The organism is Nocardia sp. NPDC003726, assembly GCF_053586955.1.
Genome location: NZ_JBSFNF010000006.1, coordinates 214568 through 227075, shown reverse-complemented (window position 1 = coordinate 227075; position 12508 = coordinate 214568). Strand labels below are relative to the sequence as shown.

General features: G+C 70.3%; 8 protein-coding genes. 5 read left to right on the top strand and 3 right to left on the bottom strand.

Going from position 1 to position 12508, the window contains the following annotated elements; genetic code table 11:
* On the bottom strand, nt 1-2022 hold a 2022-nt coding region (locus tag ACWDMM_RS11055), incomplete at its 3' end, for a DNA polymerase III subunit gamma and tau (protein WP_449937112.1).
* Between the two features lie 453 nt (nt 2023-2475).
* Between ACWDMM_RS11055 and ACWDMM_RS11050 the strand changes: the two genes are divergently transcribed.
* The 4 genes from ACWDMM_RS11050 to ACWDMM_RS11035 all read left to right on the top strand — a co-directional run bounded on the left by ACWDMM_RS11050 (nt 2476) and on the right by ACWDMM_RS11035 (nt 7694).
* Nucleotides 2476-3294, top strand: a complete 819-nt coding sequence (locus ACWDMM_RS11050; protein WP_195079904.1) for a hypothetical protein — start codon at nt 2476-2478, stop codon at nt 3292-3294.
* 79 nt (nt 3295-3373) lie between these two features.
* The gene (locus tag ACWDMM_RS11045; protein ID WP_449937109.1) at nt 3374-5620 is read left to right on the top strand and encodes an MMPL family transporter; all 2247 of its coding nucleotides are present in this window, start codon (nt 3374-3376) and stop codon (nt 5618-5620) included.
* On the top strand, nt 5617-6306 hold the full coding sequence (locus tag ACWDMM_RS11040; protein ID WP_195079792.1) for a TetR/AcrR family transcriptional regulator: 690 nt from the start codon (nt 5617-5619) through the stop codon (nt 6304-6306). The genes ACWDMM_RS11045 and ACWDMM_RS11040 overlap by 4 nt, the downstream gene beginning before the upstream one ends.
* Before the next feature lie 71 nt (nt 6307-6377).
* Nucleotides 6378-7694: an ammonium transporter gene (locus tag ACWDMM_RS11035; RefSeq protein ID WP_195079791.1), complete on the top strand. Its 1317-nt coding sequence runs from the start codon at nt 6378-6380 to the stop codon at nt 7692-7694.
* A 345-nt stretch (nt 7695-8039) separates the two neighbouring features.
* Here the strand turns inward: ACWDMM_RS11035 and ACWDMM_RS11030 are convergent, their stop codons facing one another.
* Nucleotides 8040-8960, bottom strand: a complete 921-nt coding sequence (locus ACWDMM_RS11030) for a neutral zinc metallopeptidase (protein ID WP_195079790.1) — start codon at nt 8958-8960, stop codon at nt 8040-8042.
* Nucleotides 8961-9246: 286 nt separating this feature from the next.
* On the opposite strand from ACWDMM_RS11030, the gene ACWDMM_RS11025 reads away from it, so the two are divergent.
* The gene (locus ACWDMM_RS11025) at nt 9247-10878 is read left to right on the top strand and encodes a DUF2207 family protein (protein ID WP_449937107.1); all 1632 of its coding nucleotides are present in this window, start codon (nt 9247-9249) and stop codon (nt 10876-10878) included.
* A gap of 62 nt (nt 10879-10940) precedes the next feature.
* Here ACWDMM_RS11025 and ACWDMM_RS11020 read toward each other — a convergent pair whose 3' ends face one another.
* Nucleotides 10941-12215, bottom strand: a complete 1275-nt coding sequence (locus tag ACWDMM_RS11020) for an ROK family protein (RefSeq protein ID WP_449937105.1) — start codon at nt 12213-12215, stop codon at nt 10941-10943.
* Between the last annotated feature and the right edge of the window lie 293 nt (nt 12216-12508).

Genomic DNA, 12508 nt, shown 5'->3' with positions numbered 1-12508 from the left:
AGGCGACCCCGCACCGGAGTCGGCAGCACCCTGATCACGCCGGGCCCCGATAGGCGACCCCGCACCGGAGTCGGCAGCACCCTGATCACGCCGGGCCCCGATAGGCGACCCCGCACCGGAGTCGGCAGCACCCTGATCACGCCGGGAGGCCAGATCGGCGGTAGGCGACGCTGCCTGCGCGCCCGCGACCCGAGAACCCGTTGCTTGCGCCGACGGCCGCCCGGCGTCGGAAGGACGTTGCGCCGCTGCCGATTCGGGAGAGTCTGCGCGGCTCGCTGCGTCACCGGCCGGCCCGAAGGGCGCGGGCATGGAGCCCGGCGCGTCGGCCGTCCCGACCGTCGAGGCACTCGGCTCAGCGGTCGCGCTCGACCCTCCCGCCGACATCCTCCCGGCCGACCCACTGTCGGAGAGCGCAGCGGACTCCGGTTCCAGAACCGGAGCAACCGGATCCGTGCCGCCTTCCGACCCCGCGGCCGACGCGATCGAGGCTGCGGAGGGCGCACCACCGGCAGGCGTCGGCCGACTCGCGGGTTCCCCGCCACCGGCACCGGGTCCACTACCTGGCGCCGCGACACCGGAGCCTGCCGCGCCGCGCACTGGCCCGTCACCGACCTGCGCTGAGCGCTCAGCGGCGTCAGCGGACGATCCCGCGGCGGACACCGGCCCCTCTGGACCACCGCTCTGCGCCGGACCGCTCGCGGGAGCGCCGCCACCAGCTCCAGCCGCACCTCCCGACTGGCCGCGGTTCTCGCGACGAATCGCGGCCAGCGCCTCCGCGCCCCGGCGACGCGGCGGTTCCGACGGCGCACCGGCCGCCGATGACGGCGCAGGAGCGGACGACGCGGCGGAGGCCGGCGCGATGGAACCACCGGCCAGACCGCGTTCGAGCCGTTCCAGCCGTTGCAGGGTGGCGGATTCCGCGTCCGACACCGAGGGCAGCAGCATGCGCGCGCAGACGACTTCGAGCAGCAGTCGCGGCGCGGTGGCGCCGCGCATCTCCCCGAGACCTTCGTGCAGCAACTGGGCGTAACGGGTCAGCGTGGCCGAACCCAATCGCTCGGCCTGGCCGCGCATCCGGTCGAGCACGTCGCCGGGGCCGGTGACCAGGCCGCGTTCGGTGGCGTCGGGCACCGCTCGCAGCAGGATCAGGTCGCGGAAGCGGTCGAGCAGGTCGGCGGCGAAACGGCGCGGATCGTGACCCGCCTCCATCACCCGGTCGACGGTGCCGAACAGCGCGGCGCCGTCGTCGGCGGCCAGCGCCTCGACCGCGTCGTCGATCAGCGCCACGTCGGTGACGCCGAGCAGCGAGACCGCGCGGGCGTACGTGACGCCCTCGGGGCCCGCGCCCGCGAGCAGCTGGTCCAGCACGCTCAGGCTGTCGCGCGGCGAACCGCCGCCCGCGCGAATCACCAAGGGGTACACCGCTTCTTCGACCGGCACGTGCTCCTGCTCGCAGATCCGCCCGAGCAGCCCGCGCATGGTGGCGGGCGGCAGCAGCCGGAACGGATAGTGGTGCGTGCGCGAACGGATGGTCGGCAGCACCTTGTCCGGCTCGGTGGTCGCGAAGATGAAGATCAGGTGGGCCGGCGGCTCCTCGACGATTTTGAGCAGCGCGTTGAATCCCGCCGTGGTCACCATGTGCGCCTCGTCGACGATGAACACGCGGTACCTGGACTCGGCGGGCGCGTAGAAGGCGCGATCGCGCAATTCCCTGGTGTCGTCGACGCCGCCGTGGCTCGCGGCGTCGAGTTCGATGACGTCCAGGTTGCCCGGGCCGCCCGGCCCGAGCGCCACACACGACGGGCAGGTGCCGCACGGCGTCGAAGTGGGCCCATCCACGCAGTTCAACGAGCGGGCGAGAATGCGCGCGGAGGACGTCTTGCCGCAGCCGCGCGGACCGGAGAACAGATAGGCATGACTGATCCGCCCCGTGTCGAGCGCGGTACTCAGCGGGTCGGTGACGTGCTCCTGACCCACCACCTCAGCGAACGTTGCCGGTCGGTACTTCCGGTACAGAGCCACGGCCAGAGGTTACCGGCGACCACCGACAATGCACATTCCCGCCTACCGCCCCGGTCAGCGGCCCACCGGATCCCAGGAATGTGATGCATGTCACAACAGACGCACTGTCTTCTTCAGTGACCGACCGGGATATGCATAACAGCAACCTCAGAGCTATCGCTCATGCTGCACGGGCGAATACCGGACGCACCCGCCGCAGCATCCCGGCTGGGCCGGAAAAGATGGACTCACACCCCGATTTACCTCGACTTTTTGGAAATAACGAAACCGTCACCATGGGTGACATAGACGCAATCGTCTGGCTAACGTGGCAGACGGCAACTTCGGTAGCCAAACCTTCATCAGGTTGGTGACCCCGGCCGGTCCCTCATCCCGACCGGGGCACAACCAACAAAGCTCGGCCCACGGGTGACCAGCGCCAATTCCCCCACTTCCACCGGAGGATTGTCCACCGTGTCGTGTGACGACATCGCCGCTGCCTGGCTGTCCAGCACCGATTTCGCCGGCGACCGCTCCGCCGTCGCCCTCTTGAGCCGCGCCATCAGTCCCCAGGAGTTCGCGATCAAGCGCGACTCGCTGCCGGTAACCGCGGCCGCCGATCCCGCCACCGCCGCCGCCATCCTCGAACTCCTCGAACGCGGCCAAGTGCCCACCATGGCGGCGATCCGCACGCTGACCGCGCAGAACGAGATGCGCCGCGAGGCCGAGCGCATCGAACGTCTCGGCCGCCGCGCCCAGCGCAGCATCGACGACTTCGGCCGGGTGCTCGCCAAACTCGCCGACGCGCACTGGACCGCGCACGGCTACGGCCCCACCCGCCGCGACGTGCTGTGCACCGAGCAGATCATGACGCTGATCCGCACCCGCGTCGGCAATATCGCGCCGTCGGCGGTCAAACACCTCTGGCTCATCGAGCGGGCCCAGCGCGCGGGGTGGATCGCCTCCAACGCCAATCCCCGGTCCCTGTGCGCCGGGCGGCGCTTCTACGCCGCCCAGTACGGCAATCGGGTCTCGCTGCGTCCCGTGAACACCATCGGCACGGCGATCGCCACCTATCTCGCGGACTACCAGGCCGAACACGGCCGTCCGCCGCGCTGGTCGGTGGTCGCCCAAGAACTGCGGGACGACCGGGGCCGCCGGATCTTCCACAACACCGCCGACGCTCGTGCGCAGCAACTGTGGCTGACCACCGCGGAGTGGGTGGAGATGCGCGACGACCTTCCCGTGCCCGGCCGAAGAGGTCTGCGGGCGATCCGCAAGTCCCGCGGCTGACCTCGGGCGCACCGTGGCAGTCGACACCATAGGTTAACGGCGTTACTCTAACGCCGTTAACCTAGCGAGCGGAGCCGCGATGCTGACCCGGATAGCCCGATTCATCACCCGATCTCCGCGCGCCGTGCTGGCCGCCGCGCTCGCCGTCGCCGTGCTGTGCGGCGTCTTCGGCGCCACCGCGCCCGCGCACTTGAAATCCGGCGGGTTCACCTCCGAGGACGCCGAGTCCGCCCGTGTCGCCCGGCTGATCGCGGACAACTTCGCCGGCGCGGCGCCCAACTTCGTCCTGCTGGTCAGCTCGGACGCCGGTGCGGACGATCCGGCCACGAAGGCGGTCGGCGCCGGCCTGGCCGACGCGCTGAAATCCCGCGCGGATGTGCAAGGCGTCCAGTCGTACTGGACCACGCCGCAGCCGCTGGCGAACGCGTTGCGCAGCACCGACGGCAAGAGCGCCCTGGTGGTCGCCTACATCGACGGCGACGAGACCCAGGTGCAACAGACCGCGAGCGAACTGGAACGGCAATTCGCCGGCGACGCGAACGGCATCACGGTGCGGCAGGGCGGCATCGCCGCGATCTATCACGACGTCACCGAGCAGACCACCCGCGACCTCGCCCTCGCCGAGGGCGTCGCGGTGCCGCTGTCGATGATCGTGCTGGTCCTGGTGTTCGGCAGCCTGGTCGCCGCGTCCCTACCGCTGGCCATCGGGGTGTTCGCCATCCTGGCGACGCTGGCGCTGCTGCGCATGTTCACACTGTTCACCGACGTCTCGATCTACGCGCTGAACATGACCACGGCGATGGGCCTCGCGCTGGCCATCGACTCCAGCCTGTTCATCGTCAGCCGCTTCCGGGAGGAACTCGCCAACGGCCTGGATCCGGCCGCGGCCACCGTCCGGTCCGTGCAGACCGCGGGGCGCACCGTGCTGTTCTCCGCGCTCACCGTCGCGCTGTCGATGGCCGTGCTGAGCGTGTTCGACCTGTACTTCCTCAAGAGCTTCGCCTACGCGGGCGTCGCGGTGGTCGCCGCCGCCGCGCTCGCGTCGATCGTGGTGCTGCCCGCGGCGCTGGTGCTGCTCGGCCATCGGGTGAACTCACTCGACCTGCGCGCTCCGTTGCGTCGCCTGTTCGGTCGCGGCGCGCCCGCGCCCGGCCCGCAGGCGCCGGAGGACACCGGCTGGTACCGGCTGGCCGAATGGGTGATGCGGCACGCGGCGCCGGTCGCGGTCGCGATCATCGCGCTGCTGCTCGCGCTCGGCGCGCCGTTCCTTTCGGTGAAGTTCGGCTACCCCGACGACCGGGTGCTGCCGGACTCCGCCGCGAGCCGCCAGGTCGGCGACGCCCTGCGGACCGAGTTCCCGCAGGCCGATCCGGTCGCCAGCACCACGATCGTGCTGGACGGTTATCGCGGCGACAGCGCGGCTCTGGGCGGATACGCCGCGGAACTGTCCAAGGTGCAGGGCGTGCCTGCGGTGCTGTCCGCCGCGGGCGTCTACGTGACCGGCGCGCGAGTCGCGCCGCCGCCGCCCGGAATGAGCAACGACACCGGCACCTACCTGAGCGTCGCGACCAAGCTCGATCCCTTCTCGCCCGCCGGTGACCGGCAGCTGAAAGCGATCCGGGCGATCCCCGCTCCGGGCGAGGCGCTCTACGGCGGCGCCGCGGCCGCCAACGCCGACTCGCTGGAGGCACTGGCCGCCCGGCTACCGCTCGCCGCAGCCTTGATCGCGCTGGCGACGTTCGTCGTGTTGTTCCTGTTCACCGGCAGCGTCGTGCTGCCGATCAAAGCGCTCGTGCTGAACACGCTGTCGCTGGCCGCCGCGTTCGGCGCGATGGTGTGGGTGTTCCAGGAAGGCCACCTGTCCGGCCTGCTGGGCTTCACCGCGGTCGGCTACTTGGTGCCGACCATGCCGATCCTGATGTTCTGCCTGGCCTTCGGCCTGTCCATGGACTACGAGGTGTTCCTGCTGTCGCGGGTGCGCGAGGAGTGGCTGGCCACGCACGACAACACCCGCGCGGTCGCGATCGGCCTTGCCCGCACCGGCCGCATCTTCACCGCCGCCGCCGTGCTGATGGCCATCGTGCTCGGCGCCCTGGTGACGGCGAAGGTGTCGTTCATGCAGCTGCTCGGCCTCGGCCTCACGCTGACCGTGCTGGCCGACGCCACGCTCATCCGCGGCCTGCTCGCGCCCGCGCTCATGCGCCTGCTCGGACCGGCCAACTGGTGGGCGCCCGCCCCGCTGGCCCGGCTGCACGCCAAGATCGGGCTGACCGAAGGCGAGGAGGACGCCGCCGCACGCCCGCTGGAAACCGCGGGCCGCGCATGATCGGTGGCAGGCGACCGCGCTCGCCCCGCGGTTCCGGAGCCCAGCTGCGCGAGGAGATCCTGCGGGCCACCGCCGAGTTGCTCACCAGGACCGGGCACGCCGAAGCCGTCTCGATCCGGGCGGTGAGCAAGCTGGTCGGGGTGAGCGCGCCGTCGATCTACCGGCACTTCGCCGACAAGGACGAGCTCATCGAGGCGGTGGTCGCCCAGGTCTTCGAAGACCTCGCCGACGCGATGCGGGCCGCCACCGACACCTCGACCTCCCCGCTGACCCAGCTGCACGACCAAGGCATGGCGTATATCCGCTTCGCCCTCGAGCATCCCGAGCAGTACCGGCTGGCGACCGCGCCCACCGAGACCGGAGGCGCGGTGGACCAGGTCCTCACCAGCGGGGCTTTCCAGCATTTCGCGGCCACGGTGCGCAAATGCATGGACGAGGGGACGATCGCGCCGCGCGACCCGCTGCCGATCGTGCTGGAACTGTGGTCGGTGGGCCACGGCATCGCCTCCCTGCTGCTCGCCAAACCCTTCCTGCCCTGGGGTGACGCGGAAGCGACCGCGTCACGTGTGATGGGCGCGGCATGCATCGGCTACACCGTGCTCGACCTGGTCGGCGCGGATCCGCCCACACCGGACGCCGTGGCGGCGTGGCTGCGGGGTATTCGCGAGGACCGACCCTCCCCTTGACCGATCGGCCGTCGGCCCGCGAGCGACCATTCGGTAACCTCGCAGCGCACGCGCGCCGAAGGAGTAACCCCGTGTCATCGACCATCGACCCCGCGGCCACCGCCTGGCTGCTGATCAGCACGGCGCTCGTCCTGCTGATGACCCCCGGCCTTGCCATCTTCTACGGCGGGATGGTGCGTTCGACCGGGGTGCTGAACATGCTGATGATGAACTTCATCGCGATTCCGCTGGTCACCGTGATCTGGCTACTTTTCGGCTACAGCCTGGCGTTCGGCGCCGACGCCGGTGGCGGCCTGATCGGCGGCCTCGATCACCTGGGCATGGCGGGCATCGATCCGGGTTCGGTGCACGGCTCGGTACCCGAGCTGTTGTTCGTCACCTTCCAACTCGCCTTCGCCGTCCTGACCGCCGCGCTGATCAGCGGCGCCATCGCCGACCGCGCCAAGTTCTCCGCGTGGATGATCTTCGTACCGGTGTGGGCGCTGGCGGTGTACGCGCCGATCGCCCACTGGGTGTGGGGCCCGGACGGCTGGCTCGCCCGCTTCGGCGCGCTGGACTATGCGGGCGGCCTCGTGGTGGAGATCGCCTCCGGCGCGTCGGCCCTGGCCTTGGCGCTGGTGCTCGGCCCCCGCATCGGGTTCCGCACCGATGCCATGCGTCCGCACAATCTGCCCTTCGTGCTGCTCGGCGCGGGCCTGCTGTGGTTCGGCTGGTTCGGCTTCAACGCCGGTTCGGCGCTGGCGGCCAACGGTCTCGCCGCGGCCGTCTTCCTGAACACACTGGTGGCGGGCTGCCTCGGCATGCTCGGCTGGCTGGCGGTCGAGCAGATCCGCGACGGCAGGCCCACGACCTTCGGCGCCGCCTCCGGCGTGGTGGCCGGGCTGGTCGCCATCACTCCCTCCTGCGGGTCGGTCAACACCCTCGGTGCGGTGCTGGTCGGGCTGGCCGCGGGCGTGGTCTGCTCGTTCGCGGTGGGCTGGAAGTTCAGGGCGGGCTACGACGATTCGCTCGACGTGGTCGGCGTGCACTTCGCCGGTGGTGTGGTCGGCACCGTGCTGATCGGCTTGCTCGCCACCGCGGTGATGACCGGCGGCGTCGACGGCCTGTTCTTCGGCGGTGGACTCGCCCAGCTCGGCAAGCAACTGGTGGCGGTGCTGGTCGTCGCGGCCTACGCCTTCGGCGTCTCGTTCGCGCTCGGCAAGGGCATCGACCGGCTCGTCGGCTTCCGGGTCAGCAAAGAGGACGAGACCGCCGGGATCGACTTCGCCCTGCACGCCGAGACGGCGTACGCCGAAGGAGTGCACGGGCACGCGCCCCGCCGCCTCGGCGAAGGTCACCTCGGGCGTCCGCACACCGATCGCGCGGTGGAGGACGATCCGAAGTCCTGACTGGCGGTCAGTACCCGAACCGGCGGCGCGATCACCTGTTCGCAGTGTGCCGCCTGGTTTCGCCGAAACGGTTGCCGATCCTCACTCGCCGTTGTGGTTTCGTCGATCCGAGATGGTTCGTTCGGCCGCCACGGGCTTCCGCCCTCAGCGAGCCGTAGCGATGGGCGGGGGCGTCGACGTGGGCGCTCTACCGCCTCGGCAAGCCATCACCAGCGTCGATGCTCGCGCTGGAGACCGTCTCCCGGAACGAAGGACGGGTGCGGGTGCGGAATCCTCGCGCCGGGGCAGCAGCAACGGGCTGGCGAGGATCACGGCATGGCCCGGCCGCACACCGCGCGGCCCATGTCAGCTCACCGAACTCGCCGACGCGGTGAACGTATTGCACTGCGCCGCACGGTTCTTGTCCAAGCCCGTCTCGAACCACTGACCGCCGTTCTCGGCGGTCCCGTGGTCGCGCATGTCCCCGGCCTGGTCGCCGCGCCCATAGGCGTCCTTGCGGGCCACGGTGAGCTGCGGATCGGTCAGCGAGCCGCCTCTCGACGACGATGAGAGGTACATGCCGTCGAAACAATTGGCCTGCAATTCGACTCGACGGGACAATTCCAGTCCCTTGGCGGTGCGCGGCCCGGCGTCGGCCCGCTCGCTGTTGGCCTTGCGCAAGATGCCGGACATCGCCTGCACGTGGTGTCCGTACTCGTGCGCGAACACCGAGAGGTAGACCACCCAGTTGTCCTTGAAGTACTCCGTCTGCAACTGGCTGATCGGCATGTAGATGGTCTTGTTCGCCGGGCAGTAGAACGCGGCGAAATTGCTGGTCGAGCCGGTGCACGGTGTGGTGATGCCCGCCGTGGTCGCGCTGACGTTCAGCGCCGGAGGCTGGAACGGCAGGTTCGCCTTGCGCAGCACGGGTTTCCATGCCGACTCCAGGCACGACGCGGCGCTTTCGAAGAACTTGCGGGCGGCGTCGACCTGGGTGCCCCACGGCGAGTAATCGCACCGCGCCGGAACGAGTGTCGCGCTCGGATCGGTGAGCAGCGGGTTGGCACCGGTCTCCGAGGGACCGGTCGCGCCGTCCGGCTGGGCGTCGAACGTGAAGCTCGGACGCGGGCCGGACGCGTCGCTGTCGCCGCGCCCCACCGAGATCGCGTTGCGCACCAGCCCCGCCGCGACCAGGAAAACGACGACGACCAGCAGCGCCACCCATCCGCCGCCACCGCGTTTGCGCTGCGGCGGGTAGGGAGGCCGACCGGGCGGCCCATAGGGCATCGGCGGCGGGACCGGAGGGCTGTAACCGGGTGGCGGACCGTAACCGGGCTGGGCATATCCCGGCGGCGGACGGTAACCGGGAGGCGGGCCGTATCCAGGTGGCGGACCGTAACCGGGACGCGGTCCATGGGGCGCACCGTAGCCGGGCGGCGGAGGAACCGGACGCCCCTGGTGCGGGACCGGTCCGTGTCCGTACGGTGGTTGTGTCACGCCCCCGTACCCCCTCGTCTCAGTGATCGCCGACAGCCGCTGACGCAGGATAGCAAGCTGTCTAGAGTAGGCAGCCATGCTGACTTTTCGGGGGGCCGCCCTAGGCGCGCTGCTTCTCGCCGTCGCGGCAATGTTCGCGGCGGCCCCGGTCGCCGAGGCCGAGCCCGCGCCCGACGGCGTGACCATCACCGCCGATCTGAAGCTGAATCGCGAGGGTGTCCTCGAAGTCGTCGAACAGATCTCGGTGCCGCCGGACGGATCGTTCCGGATGTCGCTTCCACTGCGGCTGAAGGTGAGCGACGACGCCGAGCGCGTCTTCCGGGTCACCGATGTGAACACCGAGGGCGCCGGGACCGCGACCGTCGCGAACGACCAGTTCACCATCGAGGCGCGGCCGGGCGAGTCCACCTTCCAGTACTCCGTGCGGAACACCGTCAGCGACGCGCCGGGCACTCAGGTGTTCCATTGGCTCGGCGTGCTCGGCGCCGACATCGCGTCCATCAGCGCCTCGCTGATCAGCCCGAGCTTCGAAATGGGCATCGTGGACTGCAAACTCGGCCCGCCCGGCAACACCAGGCCGTGTGCCGACGTCAAGATCGAGTCCGACGGCGTCCTCTTCCTCGAGCAGACCGACCTGCACAAGGGCGACGCGATCGACCTGACGCTGCAGCTGCCGCCCGGCACCGTGCCGAGCAACGCCGACGTGCGCGGCGGCGACGACGCGGGCGCGTTCGCGATCACCGCCCCGGTGCTCGTCGCGTTCGGCGTGCTGCTGCTCGCGCTGGCGGGGCTCGTCGCCTTCGCACTGCGCGCCCGCCGCAACGACTCGACCGTGGGCGGTGGTTCGGAGACGATCGACCCGCTGCTGCGCGAAGGCGATCGAGTGCAGTTCACCTCCCCCGATGGGGCGCTGCCCGGCGAGGCCGGTCTGCTGCTGGACGGATTTGTCGATCCGGTCGACATCGCCGCAACGGTGGTGGATCTCGCGGTGCGCCGGTACATCCGGATCGCGCCGCTCAGCGACAGCGACTGGCGGATCACCCGGGTGAATACGCCCGACGATCAGCTGCGCGACTACGAGAAGGCGGTCTACCAGGCCTTGCTGCCCTCCGGCGCCGACGCGGTGACACTGGGCGAGCTACGCAAGCCGGGGCGCGTTGCCTCCGGTCCGGTCCGCGCCGCCATGATCGCCGACGCCGTCGCCCGCGGCAATTTCCTCGATCGCCGCCGTCCCGGGCTCGCGGTGTGGCTCGGTGGGGCGCTGGTGGCCGCCGGCGTCGCGGTGACCGTGGCGCTCGCCCTCACTTCCGGACACGCCTTGGTCGGTGTCGCCATCGCGCTCGGCGGTGTCGCGACCCTGCTCGCACCGAAGTACCTGCCGGTGCGGACGGCCAGAGGCCGGGAACTCGCCCGGCAGATCCGCGCGTTGCAGCGTGGCTTGGAAAACATTCGGCGCGAACAGATCCCGCCGATCGACCAGGAGACGGTGTTCTCCCGCGCCCTGCCGTTCACGGTGCTCGGCGCGCGTGCCGACAATTGGATCCGCGTCTTCCGCGACCTCGATCCCTCGGCCGACGCGCAACCCGGCCTCTACTGGTTCGGCGGCTTCGAACGCGACCGCAACTTGCAACGCTTCGCAAGCCACTTCCCGTTCTTCATCACGGCGTTGGAGGGCCTGTTCGCGACCGCGGGCGACCCGCATCGATAGACGCCGTAGACGCACGAAAAGGGCGACCGGACAGGGTGTCGGCCGCCCTTTCGTCGTATTGCTCAGTCGATCGCCGCGGTGCGCCGGATCGCGGCCAGCGGATCGGCGTAGAGGACGCTGAGCGAGGTCACCACGGCGGCGTATTCCTGAACCTTGCCGCCGAATCCGCTGATCCGGATATCGGTGGGCGGCAGCGTCGAACCCTGGTTGAACGCCCGCGCCACATGCGCGACCGCGGGGCGGTAGCCGGTGAACGCCTGGCCACCGAGGATGACCCGATCGGGGTTGAGCATGTCGCGCACCATCGCCACGGTGTGGCCGAGGATGGTGGCCCGCTCGGCGAGCAGCTCGCGCGCGGATTCCGAACCGGCCTCCGCGGCGCGGTACAGATCCGCGATGGTCGAGCCCGCGGTCCCGTTGTGCGCCGGGATGATGCCGCGGCCGACGGCCCTGGAGTGCAGCGACCGATCACCGACAGTCACCTCCAAGCAGCCACGCCGCCCGCAGGCGCATTCCACGTCCGAACCCGTCGGCAGGTGCGCGATCGAGCCGGGGCCGTTGCTCGGCGTGTGCACGCGACCGTCCAAAGTCACTGCGATACCGGCGGTCTCACGCACGTAGAAGTACAGGCTGCTGCCGCGCTCGACGCGGGCGTGGTCCTTCGGCTCGACTGTGGGCAGCAACAGCTCCGAGCCCGCCATCGCCTCGACGTGCGGCGCCACCGAGACGGGCAACTCCAGCACCTCGCCGAGCACCGAACCGACCTGCGCGCCACGCCATTCCAGCTTCGGGTGGTCGACGACGCCGGTCAGCGGGTCGACCCGGCCACCGATCGCCACGCCGGCCCACAGCGCCTTGCGCCGGTGCCAGCGCTGCAGGAACGCCTTCGCGCTGCGGGCGACGGTGACGGTGGCGAATTCCTGGCCGGTCTGCGGGGTGGCGATGGCAAGGCCGCCGAGGATGCGGCCGCGCAGATCGGCGGCGACGATCTTGGTGACCGCGGCGCCGATGTGGATGCCGATGGTCAGGTACGCCTCGTGATCGATTTCGAAGGGGACGCGGGGGCGTCCTACCGCACCCGAGGCCGTCAGGTCGGGGCGCTCCCGCAGCAGGCCGGCCGCGAGCAGGGCGGAGACCTGGCGGTTGACCGTGGCGATGCTCAAACCCGTTGTGCGGGCGGCGTTGTCGCGGGAGACGGGGCCACCGGTCGCGGCGCGCAGCACCGCGGCCGCCGGGTTGTCGCCGATGCGCAGTTCGGGGGCGACAACGGGGCGCTGGACGCGGGTACGGCTGCCCGCAACCCTGGAGACGGATCGTTCGAGGGTGGGAAGGGACATTGTGCAGATCCTTGCTGAAGTCCCGTAATCGAACGGGACGTGCCTACATGGGCGGCGAGGCAGCAAACGAGCAGGAAAAACAGCTCAGCTGCAGCAAGAGAGACGACACAGTTCGCGTGTCAACGGCAGCCGCAGACCCAGCGCGGCGGTCACGTAAGTGACGCGCAGGAGGTTCGATCGGCCGGCAGACATGTCATTTAAATTAACACCGATATCCATGACACACCAACCCTCGACGCGCCGTTGTGTGCACCCGCACATTGTTTCCCCAGGTCGCGAGCACACAAAAAGAC

Coding starts and splice junctions, on each gene's coding strand:
- ACWDMM_RS11030 (WP_195079790.1), bottom strand. CDS start 8,960: ATGCCCTATGGGCCGCCCGGTCGGCCTCCCTACCCGCCGCAGCGCAAA.
- ACWDMM_RS11045 (WP_449937109.1), top strand. CDS start 3,374: ATGCTGACCCGGATAGCCCGATTCATCACCCGATCTCCGCGCGCCGTG.
- ACWDMM_RS11020 (WP_449937105.1), bottom strand. CDS start 12,215: ATGTCCCTTCCCACCCTCGAACGATCCGTCTCCAGGGTTGCGGGCAGC.
- ACWDMM_RS11025 (WP_449937107.1), top strand. CDS start 9,247: ATGCTGACTTTTCGGGGGGCCGCCCTAGGCGCGCTGCTTCTCGCCGTC.
- ACWDMM_RS11040 (WP_195079792.1), top strand. CDS start 5,617: ATGATCGGTGGCAGGCGACCGCGCTCGCCCCGCGGTTCCGGAGCCCAG.